Origin of the sequence: Streptomyces lomondensis (genome assembly GCF_014651035.1) — a bacterium.
In the GTDB taxonomy this organism is placed as follows: domain Bacteria; phylum Actinomycetota; class Actinomycetes; order Streptomycetales; family Streptomycetaceae; genus Streptomyces; species Streptomyces lomondensis.
Genome location: NZ_BMWC01000012.1, coordinates 128,208 through 151,507, shown reverse-complemented (window position 1 = coordinate 151,507; position 23,300 = coordinate 128,208). Strand labels below are relative to the sequence as shown.

Genomic DNA, 23,300 nt, shown 5'->3' with positions numbered 1-23,300 from the left:
CACCAGCACATCAGGAGTACCCATGTCCGCAGCCGCCCCCACCTGGGACCCCGCCCAGTACCTGCGCCACGCCGGCCACCGCGCCCGCCCCTTCGCCGACCTGCTGGCCCGCGTCCCCGACCTGCCCGGCACCCCGCCCCGCATCGCCGACCTCGGCTGCGGCCCCGGCAACGTCACCGCGCTGCTCGCCGACCGCTGGCCCGCCGCCCGGATCACCGGCTACGACAACTCGCCCGAGATGCTCGACAAGGCCCACGTGGAGCACGAGGGCCCCACCCCGGGCGGCGGCCGCCTCGACTTCTCCCACGCCGATGTGCGCACGTGGACGCCGGAGGAGCCGTACGACCTGATCGTCAGCAACGCCACGCTCCAGTGGGTGCCGGGGCACACCGAGCGGTTCGCCGACTGGGTGGCCGGGCTGAAAGCCGGCGGCACCCTCGCCTTCCAGGTGCCCGGGAACTTCGACGCCCCCAGCCACCGGCTGATGCGCGACCTGGCCGGCTCACCGCGCTGGCGCGACCGGCTCGCCGGCACCCTGCGCCACGCCGACGCCGTCCGCACGCCCGAGGCCTACCTGGAGCACCTCACGGGCCTCGGCTGCACGGCCGACGTGTGGGAGACGACGTATGTCCATCTGCTCCAGGGCGAGGACCCGGTGCTCGACTGGGTGAAGGGGACCGGCCTGCGGCCCGTGCTGACCGCGCTCGCCGAGGACCCCGAGGCGCGGGAGGGCTTCGTCGCGGAGTACCGGGAGGCCCTGCGCGCGGCCTACCCGGCGGGCCCGCACGGCACGCCGTTCCCGTTCCGCCGGGTGTTCGCGGTGGCGCGGAAGGAGGGGTGATGATCACCGCTGTCGACCCCTGGGACTCCGCCCTGCCGGGCCACAGGCGGTTCTCCTCGCGGGACCCGGTCGGCCAACGCCTGGAGTTCCTCGAAGCCCTCTAGGGCCTGTCGTTTGGATCAGGTCGCAGGGAAGTGACGGTGCTGTTCAGTGCCGGTGAGCGGGGTCATGGGGGTACCTCCCTGCTCGAGCGCAGCCGAGAGCTTGGGGGAGCGTGCAGCTGCAAGGCGGAGGAGGGAGTCGACGCGGAGCGTCGGGGACCGACGACAACGCGGCAGATGCGCGTGCCAGACCCCGCGTCTGCGGCGTGATCCAAACGACAGGCCCTAGGCCTTGCGGCGCCCTATCAGGTGCGGCTTGGCCTCCAGGCCGTCCAGGCCGTGCCACGCCAGGTTCACCAGGTGCGCGGCCACCTCGGCCTTCTTCGGCTTGCGCACGTCCAGCCACCACTGGCCGGTCAGGGCGACCATGCCGACCAGGGCCTGGGCGTACAGCGGGGCCAGCTTGGGGTCGAAGCCGCGGCTCTTGAACTCGCGGCCCAGGATGTCCTCCACCTGCGTGGCGATGTCCGAGATGAGGGAGGCGAAGGACCCCGTCGACTGGGGGATGGGGGAGTCGCGGACCAGGATGCGGAAACCGTCCGTGTACTCCTCGATGTAGTCCAGCAGCGCGAAGGCCGCCTGCTCGCAGAGTTCCCGCGGGTGGCCGGCCGTCAGCGAACTCGTCACCATGTCCAGCAGGCGCCGCATCTCGCGGTCCACGACGACCGCGTACAGCCCTTCCTTGCCGCCGAAGTGCTCGTAGACCACCGGTTTGGAGACCCCGGCCTTCGCCGCGATCTCCTCCACCGACGTGCCCTCGAAGCCCTTCGCCGCGAAGAGCGTGCGACCGATCTCCAGCAGCTGCTGACGCCGCTCGGCACCGGTCATCCGGGTGCGACGCACTCGCCGCGGCTTGTCGTTGCTGGGGGTGCTGCTCGAGTCGGTCGCCACAGCGACCATCATGCCGCCTCGACGGGCTCCTTCCCGCGCCGGGAGCCGCCTTCCCCGGTGTTACGGCGCGAATCGATACGCGAGCGTGACGGCCAGCGCACGTCGTACGCCCAGCCCGCCATCTCGAACCAGCGGATCAGTCGCGCGGAGGAGTCCAGCTGCCCGCGCATCACACCGTGCCGCGCGGACGTCGGGTCCGCGTGGTGCAGGTTGTGCCACGACTCGCCGCAGGACAGGACCGCCAGCCACCACACGTTGCCCGAGCGGTCACGCGACTTGAAGGGGCGCTTGCCCACCGCGTGGCAGATCGAGTTGATCGACCAGGTCACGTGGTGCAGCAGGGCCACCCGGACGAGCGAACCCCAGAAGAACGCCGTGAACGCGCCCCACCAGGACATCGTGACCAGGCCGCCGATCAGCGGCGGCAGCGCCAGCGACACCACCGTCCACAGGACGAACTGGCGGGAGATGTTGCGGAGCGTCTTGTCCTTGATCAGGTCCGGGGCGTACTTCTCTTGCGACGTCTGCTCCTCGTCGAACATCCATCCGATGTGGGCCCACCACAGGCCCTTCAGCAGGGCCGGCAGCGTCTCGCCGAACCGCCACGGCGAGTGCGGGTCGCCCTCCGCGTCGGAGAACTTGTGGTGCTTGCGGTGATCGGCCACCCAGCGCACCAGCGGCCCCTCGACGGCCATGGACCCCGCGATGGCCAGCGCGATCTTCAGCGGCCGCTTCGCCTTGAACGAACCGTGCGTGAAGTGGCGGTGGAAGCCGATCGTGATGCCGTGGCACCCCAGGTAGTAGAAGAACACCAGCAGGCCGAGGTCCAGCCAGCTCACGCCCCAGCCCCAGGCCAGCGGCACGGCCGCCAGCAGCGCGAGGAACGGGACGGTGATGAAGAGGAGGAGGGCGATCTGCTCGATGGAGCGCTTCTGCTCGCCGCCCAGCGTCGCGGAGTCCGCTGCGGCGTCGGTGGTCTGATCGGGCGCCTTCGGGGCGTTCTCGATCACGTCGGAACTACTGGTCATACGCGTCCCCTGGGGGGTATGTGGATGGAGAAGGGGTGCCGGATCACGGGAACCCCGCAGTGCTTCCTACGGTTCCGTAACCTACGGCTTCGTAAGTATGGCAGCGCGGCGCCCAGCGGCAAGAGCCCGCGAGCTGCGCGTCCTGGCCGACACCTATCCTGGAGTCGGTCGGACAGCGCGGTCCGCTCTGATTTTTTCCCGGATGTCCGTCCCGTATGCGGCGCCCGCCGCGCGAGACGCCGTCCGGGTTCCCCTCCCAGACGAGCTTCAACACTGCAAGGAGCCGCACCTGTGAGCAGTGCCGACGACCAGACCACGACGACGAGCAGTGAGCTGCGTGCCGACATCCGCCGACTGGGTGACCTCCTCGGGGAGACCCTCGTCCGGCAGGAGGGTCCCGAGCTCCTGGAACTCGTCGAGAAGGTCCGCCGCCTCACCCGTGAGGACGGCGAGGCCGCCGCCGAGCTGCTGCGCGGCACCGAACTCGACACCGCGGCCAAGCTGGTCCGCGCCTTCTCCACCTACTTCCACCTGGCCAACGTCACCGAGCAGGTCCACCGCGGCCGCGAGCTGCGCGCCCGCCGCGCCGCCGAGGGCGGACTCCTGGCCCGTACGGCCGACCGGCTCAAGGACGCCGACCCCGAACACCTGCGCGAGACGGTCCGCAACCTCAATGTTCGCCCGGTGTTCACGGCCCACCCGACCGAGGCCGCGCGCCGGTCCGTCCTGAACAAGCTCCGGCGCATCGCCGCGCTCCTGGAGACCCCGGTCATCGAGTCCGACCGCCGCCGCCTCGACACCCGCCTGGCCGAGAACATCGACCTCGTCTGGCAGACCGACGAACTGCGCGTGGTCCGCCCCGAGCCCGCCGACGAGGCCCGCAACGCCATCTACTACCTCGACGAACTCCACGCGGGCGCCGTGGGCGACGTCCTGGAGGACCTCACCGCCGAACTGGAACGCGCCGGCGTCAAGCTCCCCGACGACACCCGCCCCCTCACCTTCGGCACCTGGATCGGCGGCGACCGCGACGGCAACCCCAACGTCACCCCCCAGGTGACCTGGGACGTCCTCATCCTCCAGCACGAACACGGCATCAACGACGCCCTGGACACGATCGACGAGCTGCGCGGCTTCCTGTCCAACTCCATCCGCTACGCCGGCGCCACCGAGGAACTGCTGGAATCCCTCCAGGCCGACCTCGAACGCCTCCCCGAGATCAGCCCCCGCTACAAGCGCCTCAACGCCGAGGAGCCCTACCGGCTCAAGGCCACCTGCATCCGGCAGAAGCTGGAGAACACCAAGCAGCGCCTCGCCAAGGGCACCTCGCACGAGCCCGGCCGCGACTACCTCGGCACCAGCGAACTCCTCAGCGACCTGCGGATCATCCAGAACTCCCTGCGCGAGCACCGCGGCGGACTCTTCGCCGACGGCCGCCTCGCCCGCACCATCCGCACCCTGGCCGCCTTCGGCCTCCAGCTCGCCACCATGGACGTCCGCGAACACGCCGACGCCCACCACCACGCCCTCGGCCAGCTGTTCGACCGGCTCGGCGAGGAATCCTGGCGGTACGCGGACATGCCCCGCGACTACCGCACCAAGCTCCTCGCCAAGGAACTCAGGTCCCGCCGGCCGCTCGCCCCCACCCCGGCCCCCGTCGACGCCCCCGGCGAGAAGACCCTCGGCGTCTTCCAGACCGTCAAGCGCGCCCTGGAGGTCTTCGGACCCGAGGTCATCGAGTCGTACATCATCTCCATGTGCCAGGGCGCCGACGACGTCTTCGCCGCCGCCGTCCTCGCCCGCGAGGCCGGACTGATCGACCTCCATGCCGGCTGGGCCAAGATCGGCATCGTCCCGCTGCTGGAGACCACCGACGAGCTCAAGGCCGCCGACACCATCCTGGAGGACATGCTCTCCGACCCGTCCTACCGGCGCCTCGTCGCGCTGCGGGGCGACGTCCAGGAGGTCATGCTCGGCTACTCCGACTCCTCCAAGTTCGGCGGCATCACCACCAGCCAGTGGGAGATCCACCGCGCCCAGCGCCGCCTGCGCGACGTCGCCCACCGCTACGGCGTACGCCTGCGCCTCTTCCACGGCCGCGGCGGCACCGTCGGCCGCGGCGGCGGCCCCACCCACGACGCCATCCTCGCCCAGCCCTGGGGCACCCTCGAAGGCGAGATCAAGGTCACCGAGCAGGGCGAGGTCATCTCCGACAAGTACCTCATCCCGTCCCTGGCCCGGGAGAACCTCGAACTCACCGTCGCGGCCACCCTCCAGGCGTCCGCCCTGCACACCGCGCCCCGCCAGTCCACCGAGGCCCTCGCCCGCTGGGACGCCGCGATGGACGTCGTCTCCGACGCCGCCCACGCCGCCTACCGCCGCCTCGTCGAGGACCCCGACCTGCCGACGTACTTCCTCGCGTCGACGCCGGTGGACCAGCTCGCCGACCTGCACCTGGGCTCCCGGCCCTCCCGCCGCCCCGGCTCCGGCGTCTCGCTCGACGGCCTGCGCGCCATCCCCTGGGTGTTCGGCTGGACCCAGTCCCGGCAGATCGTCCCCGGCTGGTTCGGCGTCGGCTCCGGCCTGAAGGCCCTGCGCGAGGCGGGTCTGGACACCGTGCTCGACGAGATGTACGGGCAGTGGCACTTCTTCCGCAACTTCATCTCCAACGTCGAGATGACCCTGGCCAAGACCGACCTGCGGATCGCCCAGCACTACGTCGACACCCTCGTCCCCGACGAGCTCAAGCACGTCTTCGACACCATCAAGGCCGAACACGAGCTGACCGTCGCCGAGGTCCTCCGCGTCACCGGCGAGAACGAACTGCTCGACGCCGAACCCGTCCTCAAGCAGACCTTCACCATCCGCGACGCCTACCTCGACCCCATCTCCTACCTCCAGGTCGCCCTGCTCAAGCGGCAGCGCGACGCGGCCGCCGCCGGCGAACAGCCCGACCCGCTGCTCGCCCGCGCCCTGCTCCTCACCGTCAACGGCGTCGCAGCGGGCCTGCGCAACACCGGCTGACCCCCCACCCCGACACGACCGTGCCCCCGAGCCCGTACGGACTCGGGGGCACGGCCCGTTCCACGTCAGCCGCGGTTCGCCTGCCGGCGACGGAACACCAGGAACCCGCCGAACGCGAGCAGCACCCCCGCCACACCGGACAGCACGCCCACCGGCGCCCCGCTGCCCGTCTCGGCCAGGTCACCGCCCGCACCGCCCTGCGCGGACGGCGACGAGGACGCCGCCACCCCCGCACCGGCCGACGAACCCGGGGACACCGACGCAGTCGGCTCACCCGACGCCGCCCCGGACGAGGGCGACGCGGAAGCCGATCCGGACGGCGCCGCACCCCCCGGCTCCTGTCCGTCCTCGCAGTCCGTCCAGAACACCTTGTGCTTCGCGGCGCCCTTCTCGCCCTCGAAGTTCCAGTACAGCTTGTAGTGCCCGTCGGGCAGCGACAGATCCTCGCTCCGGCCGTGGCCCTCGCCGTCCAGCGTCAGCGACCCGGACTCCACCGTCTCCCCCTTGTTCTCGCTCGGGGGGATGGCATCGATGTGCCAGTCGACCTCCTGAAGGCCGTCGAAACCGAAGGCGTCCAGGTAGAACACGCACACATGCGGCTCGTTGCGGCGCAGCTCCTCACCCGTCGAGGCATCGTGGATCTTGACCGTGCCGTTGTCACCGGGAGGGGAGGCCTGAGCGGCCGGAGCGAGAACGAGGACCGCGGAAGCGGCGGCGGCGACAGCGCCGGCGCGCGTGAGGTTTCGCATCGAGAGGTAGTCCATCTTCGAGAAGTGACCGGGAAGATGTGGAGGGGGCGGCTCAGCTTCCAGCCTCGCCCGACAGCGCGTCAATCACGAACGCACAACGCTCGGCCCCTCCACAGACCTGGAGAACGCCGGAACCCCTCAGACAGTCACTCAGACAGTTGGTCAGACGGTCACGAAAGCCGCCGTCAGCAACGCCACACCCGACAACCCCAGCACCCACGCCGCCCGCGTCCGCAGCAGACCGCCCGCCACCACCACCGACGCCAGCAACAGCGCACCACCCAGCGGAACCCACGCGTACAGGACCCCGGCCGGCCCCGAACGGACCGCCTCGTCACTGCCCGGCTTCATCACGACCGTGTACGTCCGGCCCCGCTCCACCGCCACCGACTTCTCCAGAACCACCCGCGCCCGCGGCTGCGAACCCTCCGACAGCGGCGCGTACGGGCCCGAGCACGTGTCCTGACCGCACCGCGCCACCTCGACCGTGCCGCGCTCCCGGCCCTTCGTCAGCATCACATGCTGCGCCGTACCCCACGACGCCCACACACCCGCGATCAGGATCAGCACCGCGACCGCGCCCATCGCCGCGAACCGCCCGAACCGCAGCACGGCGACCGAGGCCTGACGAGAGGAGAGAGCAGGGGCAGGCATGGCCGGGATCATTGGCCATGCCTGAACGACCCGTCAACCTCGACGGGTGACAAGTCAGGAGTTGTACGTACTCTGCGCCCGCTCCAGCCCGTCGATCACCAGACACTCCACCGCGTCCGCCGCCCGGTCCACGAAGTAGTCCAGCTCCTTGCGCTCCACCGACGAGAAGTCCTTCAGCACGAAATCGGCCACCGGCATCCGCCCCGGCGGCCGGCCGATCCCGAACCGCACCCGGTGATAGTCCGGCCCGAACGCCTTCGTCATCGACTTCAGACCGTTGTGCCCGTTGTCCCCGCCACCCAGCTTCAGCCGCAGCGTCCCGTAATCGATGTCCAACTCGTCATGAATCGCCACCACATGGGCCACCGGCACCTTGTAGAAATCCCGCAGCGCGTTCACCGGCCCGCCCGACAGATTCATGTACGACATCGGCTTCGCCAGAATCACCCGCCGGCTCCCCGGCCCCGGCGGCCCGATCCGCCCCTCGACCACCTGCGCCTGCGCCTTCCCCGCCCGCTTGAACCGCCCCCCGACCCGGTCCGCCAGCAGATCGGCCACCATGAAGCCCACGTTGTGCCGGTTCCCCGCATACTCCGGCCCCGGATTGCCCAACCCCACGATCAGCCAGGGAGCAGCGGCATCGGTCGTCACGTCCATGTCTCCTTCATACGCGTCGGCCGCTGCCCCGCACGGGAACAGCGGCCGACGAAACGACGACGTCGAGGGATCAGGCCTCGGCGGCCTCTCCGCCCTCTTCCTCGCCCTCGGAGGGCTCCTCGGCCTGCGCGGCCAGAACCTGGAGAACGACGGTGTCCTCCTCGACAGCCAGCGTCGTGCCCTTCGGCAGCGGGATGTCCTTGGCGAGGATCGAGTCACCGGCCGTCAGACCCTCGACGGAGACGGTCACGGACTCCGGGATGTGGGTGGCCTCGGCCTGCACCGGCAGCGCGTTCAGCACGTGCTCCAGCAGGTTGCCGCCCGGGGCCAGCTCACCCTCGGTGTGGACGTAGATGTCGACGTTGACCTGCTCGCCGCGCTTCACCAGCAACAGGTCCACGTGCTCCAGGAAGCCCTTCAGCGGGTCACGCTGCACGGACTTCGGAATCGCCAGCTCGTTCTGCTTGCCGTCGATGTCCAGCGCGATCAGCACGTTCGGCGTACGCAGCGCCATCAGCAGGTCGTGACCCGGCAGGGTCAGGTGCAGCGGGTCCGAACCGTGCCCGTACAGGACACCCGGAACCTTGTCTTCACGACGGATACGGCGCGCGGCACCCTTGCCGAACTCGGTACGCGTCGCGGCGGAGATCTTCACCTCGGACATGATCACTCACTCCTCGAAGTCAGAAACGGACGTGGTCACCCGGCCACGAACGGCCTGCTACGAAGAGCGCGTCGATAACGGACCACCGCATCCCCAGACAGGAAACGGCCTCCCTCGCCGAGCAACTTCAGCAGTCTACTCGGAGGGGGAGGCCGCACCCAAAACGATCTAGAACGACCTACTGGTCGTCGAACAGGCTCGTCACCGAACCGTCCTCGAACACCTCACGCACCGCATTCGCGATCGTCGGCGCGATCGACAGCACCGAGATCTTGTCCAGATCCCGGTTCAGCTCCGACGGCGTCGGCAACGTGTTCGTGAACACGAACTCACTCACCCGCGAGTTCTTCAGCCGGTCCGCCGCCGGACCCGACAGCACACCGTGCGTCGCCGTCACGATCACATCCTCCGCACCGTGCGCGAACAGCGCGTCCGCCGCGGCACAGATCGTCCCACCCGTGTCGATCATGTCGTCCACCAGGACACACACGCGACCCTTCACCTCACCCACGACCTCGTGGACGGTGACCTGGTTCGCGACGTCCTTGTCCCGCCGCTTGTGCACGATCGCCAGCGGCGCGCCCAACCGGTCGCACCAGCGGTCCGCGACCCGCACCCGGCCCGCGTCCGGCGACACCACCGTCAGCTTCTCCCGGTCCACCTTCCGGCCCACGTAGTCCGCCAGCAGCGGCAGCGCGAACAGATGGTCCACCGGACCGTCGAAGAAGCCCTGGATCTGGTCCGTGTGCAGATCCACGGTCAGGATCCGGTCCGCACCCGCCGTCTTCATCATGTCCGCGATCAGACGCGCCGAAATCGGTTCACGTCCGCGGTGCTTCTTGTCCTGCCGCGCGTAACCGTAGAACGGCACGATGACCGTGATGGACCGGGCCGACGCACGCTTCAGCGCGTCGATCATGATCAACTGCTCCATGATCCACTTGTTGATCGGAGCCGTGTGGCTCTGGATCAGAAAGCAGTCGGCACCACGCGCAGACTCCTGATAACGCACATAGATCTCACCGTTCGCGAAGTCGAAGGCCTTCGTCGGGACAACCCCGACACCCAGCTGTTGGGCGACCTCCTCCGCAAGCTCGGGGTGGGCGCGGCCGGAGAAGAACATCAACTTCTTCTCGCCGGTCGTCTTGATCCCGGTCACAGCACTGTCTCCTCAGAGGTGTCGCAGCTGGGTGTCGAGAGACCTCGCAGCCGGCTTGCCGGAGGCCGTCTCAGCTGGTGGGGGTGCGGGTGTGCACTTATCACCGTACGCCGTGTTTGAGGCACCACTTTCCGGTCACCCCTCCTCGGACCCCTCCCGGGAAGCCGCCTCCGCCGCCTTCGCGGCCGCGCTCCCCGGACGCTTCCGAGCCACCCAACCCTCGATATTCCGCTGCTGACCACGGGCCACGGCCAGCGAACCGGGCGGCACATCCTTCGTGATCACCGACCCGGCAGCCGTGTACGCGCCGTCCCCCACCGTGACAGGCGCCACAAACATGTTGTCCGAGCCCGTACGGCAATGCGAACCGATCGTCGTGTGGTGCTTCTCCTGCCCGTCGTAGTTCACGAACACGCTCGCGGCACCGATGTTCGTGTGCTCACCGATCGTCGCGTCACCGACATAGGACAGGTGAGGAACCTTCGTCCCCTCACCGATGGAAGCGTTCTTCGTCTCGACGTACGTCCCGATCTTGCCCTTGGCGCCCAGCCGCGTCCCCGGCCGCAGATACGCGTACGGCCCCACCGTCGCCTCCGGCCCCACCTCGGCACCCACGGCCACCGTGTTGTCCACCCGCGCACCGGCACCCACACGGGTGTCGGTCAGCCGGGAGTTCGGCCCGACCTCCGCGCCCTCGGCGAGATGCGTGGTGCCGTGCAGCTGCGTGCCCGGATGGACGACGACGTCCCGCTCGAACGTGACCGTGACATCCACCCAGGTGGTCGCCGGATCGATCACGGTCACCCCGGCGAGCATCGCCTCGGTCAGCAGCCGGTCGTTCAGAATCCGGCGCGCCTCGGAGAGCTGCACACGGTTGTTGATCCCGGCGATCTCACGGTAGTCGCCGGCCACGGACGCCCCGACCCGGTGCCCGGCCTCCCGCAGGATCCCGAGCACGTCGGTCAGGTACTCCTCACCCTGGCTGTTGTCCGTCCGAACCTTCTTCAGCGCGTCGGCCAGCAACTGCCCGTCGAACGCGAACACACCCGAGTTGATCTCCCGGATCGACCGCTGGGCGTCGGTGGCGTCCTTGTGCTCGACGATGGCGGTGACGGCACCGGTGGCGTCGTCCCGCACGATCCGCCCGTATCCCGTCGCGTCGGGCACCTCGGCGGTCAGTACGGTGACCGCGTTGCCGTCGGCGGAGTGGGTGGCGGCGAGTGCCTGGAGCGTGGCGCCGGTGAGCAGGGGGGTGTCGCCGCACACGACCACGACGGTCCCGTCGACGGACCCGCCCAGCTCCTCCAGGCCCATCCGGACGGCGTGCCCGGTGCCGTTCTGCTCCGCCTGCACGGCGGTGCGGACGTCAGGGGCGATCTCCCCGAGATGCGCGGTGACCTTCTCCCGCGCGTGGCCGACCACGACGACCAGGTTCTCGGGGTCCAGCTCGCCTGCGGCGGCGAGCACGTGGCCCACGAGGCTGCGGCCACAGATCTCGTGCAGGACCTTGGGTGTGGCCGACTTCATACGGGTGCCCTCACCCGCTGCGAGAACGACGACGGCTGCCGGGCGGTTGGCGCTCACGGGATGCCCTTCGGCTGTGGATGGGGTGGGGTGACATCCGCAGGATACCGGGGGGTTTTGTGGGGGGTGTGGGTGTGGGGCCTGACCGACCTGTCATCCGCCAGGACCCGAACCGAGCGTGTGCTCCCCTGCCAGGACTCGAACCTGGAACAAATCATCCAAAGTGACCCGTGTTGCCAATTACACCACAGGGGACTATAAACCCGGCTAATCGGACATCTCGCCGATCGGCTGGGTGGCTCCCAACACTATGCCGTACCAAGAGCCTTCGATGCGACGGTACAGGTCGGCGCTCTTTCGTACCTTGATCGCGAGACAACCCCGGTACGAGTCGCCGGTGTTCTTGCGGACCGTCTTGGGGTTGTGCCTCTTCAGTGTCGTCTTGTTGAACGCGGAGCGCTCGGCGCCGACCAGGTCGGCCCAGTACCTCTCCGCACCCGCCACGTCGGCCGACTCGTGGATCATCACGGTGAACCGGAGGCGCTCACGTTCCACGCCCAGCAGGTCGAGCCAGGCCATGAACGCCTCGATCATCCCGGGGTCGCTGTTGACGAAGCAGACGTTCTCGCGGCGGTCGTAGGGCTTGTCCTTGCCGCCCTCGGCCCAGTACAGGCCGACGCCCAGGAGGAACAGCTCGCGCGGTGACAGGGTGCCGACCGCTTGCTTGGCGGCCTCCTTGGTGCGCTGCCGTTCCTCGTCGCGCAGGCGCATGGTGACCTCCCAGCCGCGCCTCGCGATCGCTGACGCCTCCTCGGGAGTCCGTTTGCGCTCCGGCTTCGGCAGATCCCGCACCCAGAGCGAGATCGAACTCTTCGAACATCCCAGCTCCACCTGGATCTGGTCGTATGTCCAGCCCTGGAGCCGGAGTTCCCTGGCCTTCTCCCTCAGGTCGTCCTTCGCTCGCGGGCGCTTCGTCCACGCCGGTGGCGGCTCGCCCTTCACCAGCTGGTTGAGGATGTCGTTGTTGAAGATCTTCAGCTCGTCGCGGATCTGGCGAAGGCTGTAGCCCGCGCGCCGCAACGCCACTGCCCGTTCCCGCAGGTCCTCGAAGTCGGCGTATTTGCCGGTGGCATGTGTCATACGCATACCGTCCGGGCGGAATGGAGGGTTCCGGGGTCGAACGGTGAGCGATTCGGCAGTTCGAGGGATTTCGGGTGGTTTCGCAGCCGAACGGTCACGGAGTGTGGTGTGGTCCAGTCCGGGAAACTCACCGGAAAACCGGCGGGGGCCGCCCGTAGGCTGGAGGCATGACCGCGACGGGGGAAGACCATGTGACGGCCCGGGGAGGGCCGTGGTGGTGGGCCAGGCGGCGTAGCGCCGTGTTCGATGTGAGCCTGGCCGTGTTGTCCGCGCTGGAGTGCGGGCTGGAAGGGATTCCGTTCGCCGGGGACGCCGGGATCCCGGTGCCGGCGGGGATCGTGTTCGGGCTGCTGGCGGGGGCCGTGCTGCTCGTGCGGCGGCGGTGGCCGATCGCCGTCGTGCTGGTCTCGATCGCCATCACGCCGGCCCAGATGGGGTTCCTGTTGGGCCTCGTCGGCCTGTACACGCTGGCCGCGGCCGAGCTGCCCCGCCGCATCATCGCCTCGCTGGCGGGGATGTCGCTGGTGGGGACGCTCATCGTGACGTTCGTGAAGACGCAGCAGGACATGGTCCGGGGGGACCTGGACCTGGGCAACTGGTTCGTGCCGTTCGCGGCCGTCACGATGTCGCTGGGGTTCACGGCGCCCCCGGTGCTGCTCGGTCTCTACGTGGGCGCGCGGCGGCGTCTGATGGAGAGCCTGCGGGAGCGGGCGGACAGTCTGGAGCGGGAGCTTCAGCTGCTCGCCGAGCGGGCGGAGGAGCGGGCCGAGTGGGCCCGGAACGAGGAGCGGACGCGGATCGCGCGGGAGATGCACGACGTCGTCGCGCATCGGGTGAGTCTGATGGTGGTGCATGCCGCCGCGCTCCAGGCGGTGGCGCGGAAGGATCCCGAGAAGGCCGTCAGGAACGCCGTGCTGGTGGGGGACATGGGGCGGCAGGCGCTGACGGAGCTGCGGGAGATGCTCGGCGTGCTGCGCAGTGGTGGGGGCGAGCGGCGGGAGCGTGCCGCGTCGGTGCCGCTGGCGGCGGTGGGGGTGGCCGCGGCGGCCGCGGCTTCGCGGGCCGAGGAGGACGAGGGGCCGTGTCTGGCGGAGATCGAGGAGCTGGTCGGGCAGTCGGCTGCCGCGGGGATGGTGGTCGATCTGTCGGTGGAGGGGGAGGCCCGGTCGTATGCGCCGGAGGTGGAGCAGACGGCGTATCGCGTGGTGCAGGAGGCGTTGACGAACGTCCACAAGCACGCGGCGGGGGCGAAGACGTATGTGCGGCTGGCGCATCGGGTGTCGGAGATCGCGATGCAGGTGGAGAACGAGCCGCCCGAGGAGGCGGCGTCGTCGGCGCGGCTGCCGTCCGGGGGGAACGGGCTGGTGGGGATGAAGGAGCGGGTGTCGGCGCTGGGCGGGGTGTTCGTGTCCGGGCCGACGGACGCGGGGGGTTTCCGGGTGTCGGCGGTGATTCCGGCGTCGTAGTGCCGCCGCCGGGTCGCCGGGTGGCGGTGGGGTCAGCCGGTGGTGAGGCGTAGGGGTTCGGTGCCGGCGATGAGGGTGGTCAGGGCCTGGTCGATGTCGGCGCCCAGGTACCAGTCGCCGGTGTGGTCGAGGGTGTAGACGCGGCCGGTGGTGTCGATGGCGAGGAGGGCCTGGCTGTCGGTTTCGGCGCCGAGGGGGCAGACCTCGGTGCCGAGGGCGCGGCCGAGGTCGCCGAGGGTGCGGGCCATGTGGAGGCCGTGCAGCGGGTCGAGGTGGAGGGTGGCGGGGGCGACCTGGCGGCCGGGGCCGGTGGGGGTGATGTGGAGTCCGCCGAATTCGGCCCAGGCTTCGACGGCGGCGGGGAAGACGGTGTGGTGGTGGCCGGCGGGGGAGACGTGGTCGCGCAGGGCGTCGGCCCAGATCTCGGCTTGTTTGATGTCCCAGCGTCCGGGTTGCCAGCCGGCGGCGCGCAGGGCGGCGTCGACTTGCACGGCGAAGCGGGTGGTGGAGGTGCGGTCGGTGTGCATCTGCCCTTCGTCTCGTCGAGGTCAGTCGAGGTCAGTCGAGGTCGTGGGGTGGCGTCAGCGGTTTTCGGACGCCGGGTCGACTATGCGGACCCCGAAGTGGGCGCTGAGCGCGGTGCAGGCGCGGCAGGGGGTGGCGAAGCTGCCGTGGAGGGGGTCGCCGTCCTCGCGGATGCGTCGGGCGGTGAGTTTGGCCTGCTTGAGGGCTTTGCGTGCCTCGCCGTTGGTCATGGGCTTGCGGGCGGCGCGTTTGCTGCGGGCGGCGTCGGCGGCGGCGATGTGGCGGGAGATGAGGATGGTCTCGGCGCAGCGGCCGGTGTAGCGGTCGCGCTGGGCGCTGGTGAGGGTGTCCAGGAAGTCCTGGACGAGGGGGTGCAGGGCGGGGGGTGTGTCGCCGCGGGCGGCGGTGCCGGTGAGGGTGGCGCCGCGGACGGAGAGGGCGGCGGCGATGGTGGGGAGGATGCCGTCGCGGCGGTGGTGGAGGACGGGGGTGTGGGCCGCTTCGGTGGCGCTCCAGCCGATGCGGGGGTCGCCGGCTCGGGGGTCGCCGTTGCGTGGGCCGCCGTTGCGCGGGTCGCCGTTTCGTGGGTTGGCGGACCGGCCGGTGTGTGGTCCCGTCTGTGTCGCGTTCATGCTCGTATTCCCCTCCGTGCATCCCCCGGGACGTCACAGACTGCCAAATGGCGTGCCTGGTGCGGAAGCTGGGGCGCGGCGACACGCCCGTACCGGGGCGTGCCGTCACGGTGGGGTGACGGCTGGTCACGGAGGCGGAAGGGGGCGCCGGGCGGTGCCGGTGACCGGTGTCGTCGTACCGCATAGGCTGTCGGCACCGCGATCCACGTGGTTGACGCGTGGATCTGGACGTGACAGTCGATACGGGGCGTAGTGGGCCAGAGGGGTCACTGCGGGTCGTACAGAGTGCCGCAGGGGGCAACCGCCATGACGACAGGTCGGCTCGGGCAGCAAGCCGCGCCGCCGAACGCGGCCTACGCCGGGCAGGTCGTGCATTTCCCGGACCCGGTCCGGGCGGCCCGTCACCCGAGAGGGGTACGGGTCGACGAGCGTGGTTACCCCGACTTCTCGCCCTACGCGCGCGCGGCCGCGGAGATCGCGGAGCCGCCGGAGGGCTTCGGTGTCGACGAGTTGCGGCTGACGGACTACGTGTCGGCGAACACGGCGCTGTCGGCGTCCGGGCACGAGCTGTGGGACACGGTGCCGGCGGTGGCGACGCCGCACGGCTGGACGTGGCACCACGTGGTGGGGACGCGGAGGCTGGAGCTGGTGCCGGTCGAGGTGAAGGCGCTGCTGCGGCATCACGGCGGGGTGGCGACGTCGGGCGTCGATCAGTCCAAGCGGGGCACGCGGCCGTTGCAGGAGACGCGTCCGGCGCACTTCGGGCTGCCGAAGTCGGGTGTGGCGGTGACCGAGTCGCAGGTGCAGGGCGTCGAGGAGGACCTCGGCTACCGGCTGCCGGGTGCGTACCGGTCGTTCCTGAAGGCGGCGGGCGGCTGCGCGCCGGTGGGTGCCGCGCTGGACGCGGAGCTGGGGCTGCTGATCGACCAGCCGTTCTTCACGGTGCGCGACGAGGCGGCGGTCAACGACCTGGTGTACGTCAACAAGTGTCTGCGTGACCATCTGACCAAGGACTACCTGGGGATCTCCTTCGTCCAGGGCGGGCTGCTGGCCGTGAAGGTGAAGGGCGAGCGGATCGGTTCGGTGTGGTTCTGCGCCTACGACGACGCGCGGGACGTGGATCCCTCGGTGCCGCCGGCGGAGCGGGTGGAGCGGTTGCTGCTGCCGTGCGGGGAGGACTTCGACGTCTTCCTGTCGCGACTGGCCGGTGATCCGCCGGAGTTGGAGACGGTGGCGAACCTGATGGTGGACGGCGGGTTCGCGCGTGTGGTGCCGGTGGATGCGGCGTCGTCCTCGGTTGTGGGGGAGTGACTTCAGCGATGGTGACCTTCGCGCAGGCGCAGGAGCGCGCGGAAGAGTGGATCAACGGGGACGTGCCGTCGTACCAGCATCGTGAGGTGCGGGTGCGGGAGTTCGACCTCGGGTTCGTGGTGTGGGCCGAGGACCGGGCGGACGGGCCGCGTTCGGACGGGGGCGCGCAGCGGCTGGTGATCGCACGGGACAGCGGCGAGGCGACGCTGTGGCCCGGGCTGCCGGTGGGTGAGGTGATCCGCCGGTACGAGGAGGAGTACGGCCGCCCGGACGCGGCGGACGAGCCGGCACCGGCGGCGCCGGCCGCCCGGGTGGATCTGAACCAGACGTCCTTTCTGCTGACTCCGCCGGAGTGGTTGCAGGACGCGGCGGACAAGTTGGGGATTCCCGATCGGCGGGGTGCGGGGGCTGGAGCGGGGGCGGGTGCGGGTGATCGGCCGGCTGCCGCTTCCGGGGCCGGCGGTGCGTCGGCCGGTGAGGCGGCTGCTCCCGCGCAGGGGGCGCCCGCGGCGCCCGGGAGCGGTGCGTCGTGGCCGGCTGCCGGGGGGAGTGACCCGGGGTCCGAACCGGGTGCGTCCGGGGCTCCGGGAGCGCCGGCCGCGCCTGGCGGGGCGACGCCTTGGGCCGGTACGGACACCAACGCCGATGCGGGTGACGACCGTTCCGTGCCCGCCGGGGCGACGCCCTGGGCCGGTACGGACACCAACGCCGATGCCGGTGACGACCGTTCCGTGCCGCTGCCCGCGACGGTCTTCGCGCCGCCGTTGAGCGAGGCCGGCGACGACACGCCGCCGCCGTCGACGACATCTGATGCCAAGACGGCCCTGATGTCGGGTGGCAGCCAGCTTCCGCCGACGGCTCTGTCGCCGGCGGTGGACCATCCCGGTGCGCCGGCTGCCGGGCCTTCCGGTCCGGGGTACGGCTACCCGCCGGGGCCGGGCGCTGCTCCGGGTGGGCCGGGGACGCCGCCCGGGGGTGTGCCGCAGGGCGGGACGCCTGCGCCCGCGCCGGGCGGGCAGCCGTACGGGTATCCGCAGGGCGGGCAGGGGAACAGCACGCCGCCGCCTGCTCCGGCGCCGGGTGGGGCGTCGTACGGGTATCCGCAGGGGGCTGATGGGGCTGCCGGTTCCGCTGGTCCCGCTGCTCCTGCCAGTCCCGCCAGTCCTGCCGGGGTGCCGCAGCCGCCGGCCGGGCCGGGTGCGCCCGGGCGGCCGCTCGCGCCGAACGCCGGGGACATCGCGGACGCCGCGACCAGCAAGGCGACTGCGCCGCCGGGGCGTGCGCGGGGCGCGGGCGCGACGACGCCGCCTCCGCCGGGCGCTCCGGGTGCGCCGGGTGCGCCGGGTGCGCGGCCGGGGGATACGCCTCCGCCGTCCGGGCCCGGGGTGCCGGGTACTCCGGCGGGCGGTTACGTGCCTACGCAGCTTGTGTCGGCGCTGGGGCCTGACGGGCCTGGAGGTCCGGGTGGGCCTGGTGGCCACGGGGGTCCCTCGGGGCCCGGGGCCGCGCAGGGGCAGGGTGCGCCACTGCCTCCTCAGCAGCCGCCCGGTCCGCCTGGTGCCCCTGGTGCGCCGCAGCCTCCGGGCGCCCCGAATCCGCCCGGTGCCCCGGGGGGTACGCCTCCCGGTGGTGTGCACCACGCCGCCACGATGCTTGCCGACCCTGGTCGGATGGGCCCGGGAGCGCCTCAGCCTCCGCAGCCCCCGGGGCCTCCGGGTGCTCCGAACCCGCCTGGCCCGCCTGGCCCCCCTGGCCCGCCTGGTCCGCCTGGCGCGCCGCAGGCTCCCGGTGCCCCGGGCGTCCCGGGTGCGCCCGGGGGTCCGGGTCCCGTCCACCACGCGGAGACCATGCTGGCCGCGCCCCCGCCGGGCGGTCCCGGCGTGCCCCCGCCGCCGCAGGCCCCGGGCGCACCACCCGCTGCCCTGGGTGCTCCGGGCGCCCCTGGCGTGCCCGGTGCGCCGCCCATGCCTCCCGGCGCGATGCCTCCCGGCGCGATGCCGCCTGGTGCGATGTCCCCCGGCCCGGTGCCGGGTGCGCCGCCCGGCGGGATGCCGCCCGGGGCGATGCCGCCGCCCGGTCAGCCCGTCCCCGGGCAGCCGCCGGCGTACGGCTATCCGCAGCAGCCCACCGGGCAGCCGACGGTCGGTCCCGGCTACCAGGCCGTGCTGCGCTACCGCGCGCAGGACGGTTCCGAGCAGCAGTTGATCCGGCGCTCCGCGCCCGGTACGCCGCACCCGGAGTGGCAGATCTTCCACGAGCTGCGGGCCATGAACGTGCCCCCGGACCAGGTGCTGGAGCTGCACACCGAGCTGGAGTCGTGCGAGCTGCCGGGTGCGTACTGCGCGCGGATGATCCGGGAGCAGTGGCCGCAGGCGCGGATCACGAGCATCGCGCCGTACGGCACGGACCATGCGAGCCGGCAGCAGGGCATGCAGCAACTGCTGGCGCACCAGGGTGAGTTGCACCAGGTGGCGGACGGTCCGGCGCGTCCGGCCCCGGTGCGGGCGCCGTTGCCGCCGGTGCCGGCGGTGCCGCCGATCCCGCCGGAGGCCATCGCGCAGGAGCTGGCGGCCGCGTTCGGGCCGGGGGTGTTCCGGTTCGAGCAGGCGGCCGTGTCCCGGCAGGGTGTGCCGCCGGTCGTGGCGCACACGCTGGTGGCGGCCGGTCTGCCGATGGACATGGGCCCGTTCTTCTGGGCGCAGGCGCAGCCGGGCCGGCCCGTTCCGACGCTGGCGGAGCTGGCGGCCGAGCGCGGTGTGCAGCCGGCCTCGGACGCGGGTTCCTACCTGGTGATGGGCAGTGACTTCGGCAAGGCGATCTGCGTGCAGTACGGCACCGCGAACATCGTCGCCGTGCCGGTGGAGGCGGGGCCGGGCGGGGCGCCCGTACCGCCGCAGTTCGTGAACACCGGGCTGCCGGAGTTCGCGCGCTGCCTGGCGCTGCTCGGGCGGATGTGGCGGCTCCGGTTCGGGCTGAACCAGGAGCAGGCGGGCCGCTGGACCGTCGATTTCCAGGCGCAGTTGGCCGCGCTCGACCCGGCGGCGCTGGGGTCGCCGGAGAGCTGGTGGTCGGTGCTGCTGGAGCAGATGTGGGACGGGCTGCTGTGACGCCCGGGCGGCACCGCCGCTGACGTGCTGTGAGGAGCCGGGTTCGGTCGCTCGTACGACCGGGCCCGGCTCTTTGCGTGCCCTACGAAAAATCTCGCGCCGGGCTGTCACATCCCCCGCCGCCGCTCCGTCAGTGCAGTGACAAGTGACAGCGACGCACCGCCGACACAGGAGGTAGAGATCATGCGGGCACGGATGAAGAACCCGGCGTACGTCCTTCCCGGCGCCATGAAGGGCATCGGCACCCTCTTCCAGTCGATCGGGGAGGGGGGCCTCCGGCAGGACCTGGCGGAGATCGTCGGGCTGCGCGCCAGCCAGATCAACGGCTGCGGCGCCTGTGTGCACGGGCACACCGTCAACCTCCGCAAGGCCGGGGTGAGCGAGGAGCGCATCGCGGCCGTCGCCGCCTGGCGGCACGCCCCCTTCTTCTCGGACGCCGAGCGCGCCGCGCTGAAGCTGACGGAGGCGATGACGCGGCTCTCCGATCTGTCGGAGGAGCCGGTTCCGGACGCGCTGTGGGATGAGGTGGCCGACCACTTCGACGAGAAGGAGCTCTCCGGCCTGATCCTCACCGTCGCGCTGACGAACCTGTTCAACCGCATCAACACGACCATCCAGGAGCCCGCGGGCACCCAGTGGGGCTGACGGCCGTACGGCCCGGTCATGGGCCGGTGACCTCTGTGCGGAGTGTCGCGTTATGAACACTTCCGTCTGATCCACCAAGATGTGCGCGAAATCATCCCATTTCTTGTGGGGTTTCGCGTCGGTGTCGTGGAGAGGGGTCCCAGGATGAGCAGCGCATCGGTGTCACCGCACGGCTTCGTGGCCGCGCGGGGGCGCGGCTACCGTCCCGAGCAGGTCGACGCGTACGCCGAGGCCCTCTCCGAGGAACGTGACGCGGCCTGGGAGAGGGCCGCCCGGCTGACGGTGCTCGCCCGGCGGATGGACGAGGAACTGGGGCGGCTGCGGGAGGCCGTGGCGCGACTTGCCCCGCAGACCTACGAGGTGCTCGGGGAGCGGGCGCGGCGGCTGTTCGAACTCGGCGAGGCCGAGGCCGCGGCCGTACGGGAGGGGGCGCGGCGGGAGGCGCGGGAACGCGTGGACAGGGCGCGGGAGTCCGCAGCCGGCGTGCGCGAGTCCGCGCAGGCGCAGGCCGACGCCGTACGCGCCGACGCCGACGAACGTGCCCGGCAGCTGCTGCTGGCCGCGCGGGCCGAGGCCGACGAGATCCAGAACTCCGCCCGGCGCGAGGCGCAGGAACAGCGGGGTGAGGCCCTGGCCACGCTGCGGGAGATGCGGCAGCGCACCTCCGGGATGCTGGCCGAGCAGGCCAAGGAACGCGACGAGCGGTGGGACGGGCTGGAGCGGGAGGAGGCCGCCGGGGCGGCGGCGCTGGACGCGCGGCACGCGGAGGCGGTGACGCGCGCCGAGGCGGCGTTGTCCGAGGCGAAGCAGGCCTTCGCCGACGCGGAGGCCTCGGCCCGGCGCCTGGAGGAGGAGGCACACGCGCGTGCCGCGGAGCTGGTGGACCGGGCCCGGGAGCGGGCGGAGTCCCTCGGGAAGGAGACGCAGCGGGTGCTCCGCGAGCACGCGGAGCGCGCGGACGACGTACGGGAGCACATTGACCGCGTTCACGCCAGCCTGGCGGCGTGGGCGGGGCAGGCGGCGGAGTGACGAACGGCGGCGTGTGGCGGCTTGCCTGACCCCGTGCATGCATCCCTGCCCCCGTACGCCGCCGAGCCGCACCGCCGCCGTGCCGGCCGGCCCTGTCAGCGGCTCCTGCGTACCGCGCCCGCGAGGATCCAGGCCTCCACGGCCTCATACTGGTGGCGCTGTTCCTCCGACTTGCGGCGACCGGAGGCCATCGTGCCCAGCCAGCCGCAGCCGAAGCCGAGGGGGATGGAGAGCAGGCCCGTGGTGGTGAACGGGAACCAGTTGAAGTCGGCCTCGGGGAAGGCGGAGACGGGCGAGCCGGACACCAGGTTGGTGCCCGGCATCAGCAGCAGGACGGCCAGTGAGCCGCCGATGAGCGTGCTGAGCAGGCCCGTTCGGGTGTAGCGGCGCCAGAAGAGGCTGTAGACCAGCGCGGGCGCGATGGCCGAGGCGCCCAGGCAGAAGGACAGCGTCACCAGGGGTTGGAGACTGCGGTGCTGGACGAGCGTGGCCAGGAGGATCGCCGGGACGCCGACCGCCAGCGCCGAGACACGGGCGAGTGCCATCTCGCGGCGCGGTGACATCTCCCGCACCCGGGCCGCGAACACGTCGTGCGCGAGGGAGTTGGCGCAGGCCAGGATCATCCCGGCGACGGAGGCGAGCAGCGTCAGGAAGACCGCCGTGGTGACGGTCGTGAACAGGAACGTCTCCGCCGTCGACACGTCCGCGCCGAACGCCGCCTGCGAGCCCAGCAGATAGGCCGTGTTGCCCTGCGGGTCGACCTGGGCGATGACCTCCCGCCCGACCAGGGCGGTCGCGCCGAAGCCGACGACCGTGATGACGAGCACGAACAGGGCCACGCTCGACACCGCCCAGGACATCGAACGCCGCACCTGCCGGGCGCTGGAGGCGGTGTACATGCGCATGGTGACGTGGGGCAGGCAGGCGCCGCCGAGGACGATCGTCAGATGCGCCGTGATCATGTCCAGGTCGGGGCTGGCGCCGCCCGCGAACTGGAGGCCCGACGAGAGGAACGCCGAGCCCACACCGCTGTTCTCGGCGGCCGCGCCGAACAGCGCCCCCGGGTCCCAGTCGAACCGGCTCAGGATCAGCGCGGCGACCACCAGGCCGGAGCCGAGCAGCAGCACGATCTTCAGGATCTGGATGAGGGCGGTGCCCTTCATACCGCCGATCGCCGCGTAACTGATCATCAGCGCGCCGACGCCGATGATGCAGCCGGTCTGCAACGACTCGCCGGAGAAGCCGAGGATGAACGCCATCAGCTGCCCGGTCCCGGCCAGCTGCACCAGCATCAGCGGCAGCAGCGCCGCCAGGGTCACCGCACAGGCCGCGATGCGGACGGCGCGTCCCGGCATCCGGCGGGTCAGCGCGTCGCCCATGGTGAACCGGCCCGCGTTGCGCAGCGGTTCGGCCAGCAGGAACATCAGCAGCATCAGCGACAGGGCCGTGCTCAGGGCCAGGACGGTGCCGTCGTAGCCGAACAGGGCGATCACGCCGCCGGTGCCGAGGACGGTCGCGGCGGAGATGTAGTCGCCGGCGATCGCCAGGCCGTTGCGCATGGGGGACAGGGAGCTGTAGCCGGTGTAGAACTCGTCGAGGTCGTCCCGGTCCGGGCCGGTCATCACACACAGCAGCAGCGTGATCGTGGCGACCGTGGAGAAGCCGACCAGGGACATCGCCTGGGCGTTGCCGCTGAACTCGGTGGTCACCGTGCCCCCTCCCGCCGGGCGTCCAGCTCGGCCTGCCTGCGTATCCGGTCCGCGATCGGGTCGACGTGGCGGCGGGCCGTCGTCTCGTACAGGGCGATCGCCAGCCAGGTCACGGGGACCTGGACGAACGCGAGGAGCAGGCCGGTGGGCAGGCCGTCGGTGACGGTGCTCGTCATGAACGACGGTGCGAACGCCGACAGGACCAGGAACAGGGTGAAGTAGCCGAGCGCCGTGAGCGTGGCCACGCGCCGCTGCCAGCGGTAGGCGCTGCGCAGGACCCGCAGGTCGCTGTGGTGCCCGAGCGCGGGACGGTGCCGGGGACGCCGCTGAGCCGGTGCGGGCTCCTGCCGGGGCACCCAGGGGTAGGTGTCGTAGGAGGGCGACGAACCGGGCGGTGGGTAGGGGTGGTTCGGCGGCGGGTCGTAGGACATCCCGGTGCTCCTT

At 71.4% G+C, this 23,300-nt stretch carries 20 protein-coding genes and 1 tRNA gene; 7 read left to right on the top strand and 14 right to left on the bottom strand.

Annotated features, from left to right (window positions below):
- The first annotated feature begins 22 nt into the window (after positions 1-22).
- Positions 23-841: a trans-aconitate 2-methyltransferase gene (locus tag IE255_RS32165; RefSeq protein ID WP_190053918.1), complete on the top strand. Its 819-nt coding sequence runs from the start codon at positions 23-25 to the stop codon at positions 839-841.
- Positions 842-1,167: 326 nt separating this feature from the next.
- On the opposite strand, the gene IE255_RS32160 is transcribed toward IE255_RS32165, so the two are convergent.
- Entirely contained in the window at positions 1,168-1,845 is a 678-nt protein-coding gene (locus IE255_RS32160; RefSeq protein ID WP_037668217.1) for a TetR/AcrR family transcriptional regulator, read from the bottom strand.
- Positions 1,842-2,861: an acyl-CoA desaturase gene (locus IE255_RS32155; RefSeq protein WP_190053917.1), complete on the bottom strand. Its 1,020-nt coding sequence runs from the start codon at positions 2,859-2,861 to the stop codon at positions 1,842-1,844. The genes IE255_RS32160 and IE255_RS32155 overlap by 4 nt, the downstream gene beginning before the upstream one ends.
- Before the next feature lie 291 nt (positions 2,862-3,152).
- Between IE255_RS32155 and ppc the strand changes: the two genes are divergently transcribed.
- Positions 3,153-5,885 (top strand): phosphoenolpyruvate carboxylase, encoded by a 2,733-nt coding sequence (gene ppc, locus IE255_RS32150; RefSeq protein ID WP_190053916.1) that lies wholly within the window; start codon positions 3,153-3,155, stop codon positions 5,883-5,885.
- 65 nt (positions 5,886-5,950) lie between these two features.
- Here the strand turns inward: ppc and IE255_RS32145 are convergent, their stop codons facing one another.
- The 8 genes from IE255_RS32145 to IE255_RS32110 form a co-directional block, all read right to left on the bottom strand.
- Positions 5,951-6,634 carry an LPXTG cell wall anchor domain-containing protein gene (locus IE255_RS32145; protein WP_190053915.1) on the bottom strand — a complete coding sequence of 228 codons (684 nt, stop codon included), beginning with the start codon at positions 6,632-6,634 and terminating at the stop codon, positions 5,951-5,953.
- A 162-nt stretch (positions 6,635-6,796) separates the two neighbouring features.
- Entirely contained in the window at positions 6,797-7,288 is a 492-nt protein-coding gene (locus IE255_RS32140; RefSeq protein WP_372487599.1) for a hypothetical protein, read from the bottom strand.
- A gap of 54 nt (positions 7,289-7,342) precedes the next feature.
- Positions 7,343-7,945 carry an aminoacyl-tRNA hydrolase gene (gene pth / locus IE255_RS32135; protein ID WP_190053913.1) on the bottom strand — a complete coding sequence of 201 codons (603 nt, stop codon included), beginning with the start codon at positions 7,943-7,945 and terminating at the stop codon, positions 7,343-7,345.
- A 70-nt stretch (positions 7,946-8,015) separates the two neighbouring features.
- On the bottom strand, positions 8,016-8,609 hold the full coding sequence (locus IE255_RS32130; RefSeq protein WP_190053912.1) for a 50S ribosomal protein L25/general stress protein Ctc: 594 nt from the start codon (positions 8,607-8,609) through the stop codon (positions 8,016-8,018).
- A gap of 178 nt (positions 8,610-8,787) precedes the next feature.
- Positions 8,788-9,768, bottom strand: a complete 981-nt coding sequence (locus tag IE255_RS32125) for a ribose-phosphate diphosphokinase (protein ID WP_190053911.1) — start codon at positions 9,766-9,768, stop codon at positions 8,788-8,790.
- Between the two features lie 135 nt (positions 9,769-9,903).
- On the bottom strand, positions 9,904-11,352 hold the full coding sequence (gene glmU, locus IE255_RS32120) for a bifunctional UDP-N-acetylglucosamine diphosphorylase/glucosamine-1-phosphate N-acetyltransferase GlmU (protein ID WP_190053910.1): 1,449 nt from the start codon (positions 11,350-11,352) through the stop codon (positions 9,904-9,906).
- Positions 11,353-11,475: 123 nt separating this feature from the next.
- Positions 11,476-11,547, bottom strand: a tRNA-Gln gene (locus tag IE255_RS32115).
- Positions 11,548-11,559: 12 nt separating this feature from the next.
- The gene (locus IE255_RS32110; protein WP_190053909.1) at positions 11,560-12,432 is read right to left on the bottom strand and encodes a hypothetical protein; all 873 of its coding nucleotides are present in this window, start codon (positions 12,430-12,432) and stop codon (positions 11,560-11,562) included.
- Positions 12,433-12,599: 167 nt separating this feature from the next.
- On the opposite strand from IE255_RS32110, the gene IE255_RS32105 reads away from it, so the two are divergent.
- The gene (locus IE255_RS32105) at positions 12,600-13,898 is read left to right on the top strand and encodes a sensor histidine kinase (RefSeq protein WP_190053908.1); all 1,299 of its coding nucleotides are present in this window, start codon (positions 12,600-12,602) and stop codon (positions 13,896-13,898) included.
- A 32-nt stretch (positions 13,899-13,930) separates the two neighbouring features.
- Here IE255_RS32105 and IE255_RS32100 read toward each other — a convergent pair whose 3' ends face one another.
- Positions 13,931-14,425 carry an SUKH-3 domain-containing protein gene (locus IE255_RS32100; RefSeq protein ID WP_190053907.1) on the bottom strand — a complete coding sequence of 165 codons (495 nt, stop codon included), beginning with the start codon at positions 14,423-14,425 and terminating at the stop codon, positions 13,931-13,933.
- Positions 14,426-14,479: 54 nt separating this feature from the next.
- Positions 14,480-15,055, bottom strand: a complete 576-nt coding sequence (locus tag IE255_RS32095) for a YwqJ-related putative deaminase (protein WP_190053906.1) — start codon at positions 15,053-15,055, stop codon at positions 14,480-14,482.
- A gap of 306 nt (positions 15,056-15,361) precedes the next feature.
- Here IE255_RS32095 and IE255_RS32090 point away from each other — a divergent pair, with 306 nt between their 5' ends.
- The 4 genes from IE255_RS32090 (at position 15,362) to IE255_RS32075 (ending at position 21,147) form a co-directional block, all read left to right on the top strand.
- Positions 15,362-16,366, top strand: coding sequence for an SMI1/KNR4 family protein (locus IE255_RS32090; protein ID WP_190053905.1), 1,005 nt, complete (start codon positions 15,362-15,364; stop codon positions 16,364-16,366).
- Between the two features lie 8 nt (positions 16,367-16,374).
- Positions 16,375-19,473, top strand: a complete 3,099-nt coding sequence (locus tag IE255_RS32085; RefSeq protein WP_190053904.1) for an SUKH-4 family immunity protein — start codon at positions 16,375-16,377, stop codon at positions 19,471-19,473.
- Between the two features lie 183 nt (positions 19,474-19,656).
- A complete protein-coding gene (locus tag IE255_RS32080) occupies positions 19,657-20,118 on the top strand; it encodes a carboxymuconolactone decarboxylase family protein (protein ID WP_190053903.1) in 462 nt (153 codons plus the stop codon).
- 144 nt (positions 20,119-20,262) lie between these two features.
- A complete protein-coding gene (locus IE255_RS32075) occupies positions 20,263-21,147 on the top strand; it encodes a coiled-coil domain-containing protein (RefSeq protein WP_190053902.1) in 885 nt (294 codons plus the stop codon).
- A 95-nt stretch (positions 21,148-21,242) separates the two neighbouring features.
- Here the strand turns inward: IE255_RS32075 and IE255_RS32070 are convergent, their stop codons facing one another.
- The gene (locus IE255_RS32070) at positions 21,243-22,856 is read right to left on the bottom strand and encodes a sodium/solute symporter (RefSeq protein ID WP_190053901.1); all 1,614 of its coding nucleotides are present in this window, start codon (positions 22,854-22,856) and stop codon (positions 21,243-21,245) included.
- On the bottom strand, positions 22,853-23,287 hold the full coding sequence (locus IE255_RS32065; protein ID WP_190053900.1) for a DUF485 domain-containing protein: 435 nt from the start codon (positions 23,285-23,287) through the stop codon (positions 22,853-22,855). The genes IE255_RS32070 and IE255_RS32065 overlap by 4 nt, the downstream gene beginning before the upstream one ends.
- Positions 23,288-23,300: the final 13 nt, after the last annotated feature.

Coding starts and splice junctions, on each gene's coding strand:
- IE255_RS32165 (WP_190053918.1), top strand. CDS start 23: ATGTCCGCAGCCGCCCCCACCTGGGACCCCGCCCAGTACCTGCGCCAC.
- IE255_RS32160 (WP_037668217.1), bottom strand. CDS start 1,845: ATGATGGTCGCTGTGGCGACCGACTCGAGCAGCACCCCCAGCAACGAC.
- IE255_RS32155 (WP_190053917.1), bottom strand. CDS start 2,861: ATGACCAGTAGTTCCGACGTGATCGAGAACGCCCCGAAGGCGCCCGAT.
- IE255_RS32145 (WP_190053915.1), bottom strand. CDS start 6,634: ATGCGAAACCTCACGCGCGCCGGCGCTGTCGCCGCCGCCGCTTCCGCG.
- IE255_RS32140 (WP_372487599.1), bottom strand. CDS start 7,288: ATGCCTGCCCCTGCTCTCTCCTCTCGTCAGGCCTCGGTCGCCGTGCTG.
- pth (WP_190053913.1), bottom strand. CDS start 7,945: ATGGACGTGACGACCGATGCCGCTGCTCCCTGGCTGATCGTGGGGTTG.
- IE255_RS32130 (WP_190053912.1), bottom strand. CDS start 8,609: ATGTCCGAGGTGAAGATCTCCGCCGCGACGCGTACCGAGTTCGGCAAG.
- IE255_RS32110 (WP_190053909.1), bottom strand. CDS start 12,432: ATGACACATGCCACCGGCAAATACGCCGACTTCGAGGACCTGCGGGAA.
- IE255_RS32105 (WP_190053908.1), top strand. CDS start 12,600: ATGACCGCGACGGGGGAAGACCATGTGACGGCCCGGGGAGGGCCGTGG.
- IE255_RS32100 (WP_190053907.1), bottom strand. CDS start 14,425: ATGCACACCGACCGCACCTCCACCACCCGCTTCGCCGTGCAAGTCGAC.
- IE255_RS32095 (WP_190053906.1), bottom strand. CDS start 15,055: ATGAACGCGACACAGACGGGACCACACACCGGCCGGTCCGCCAACCCA.
- IE255_RS32090 (WP_190053905.1), top strand. CDS start 15,362: ATGACGACAGGTCGGCTCGGGCAGCAAGCCGCGCCGCCGAACGCGGCC.
- IE255_RS32085 (WP_190053904.1), top strand. CDS start 16,375: ATGGTGACCTTCGCGCAGGCGCAGGAGCGCGCGGAAGAGTGGATCAAC.
- IE255_RS32080 (WP_190053903.1), top strand. CDS start 19,657: ATGCGGGCACGGATGAAGAACCCGGCGTACGTCCTTCCCGGCGCCATG.
- IE255_RS32075 (WP_190053902.1), top strand. CDS start 20,263: ATGAGCAGCGCATCGGTGTCACCGCACGGCTTCGTGGCCGCGCGGGGG.
- IE255_RS32065 (WP_190053900.1), bottom strand. CDS start 23,287: ATGTCCTACGACCCGCCGCCGAACCACCCCTACCCACCGCCCGGTTCG.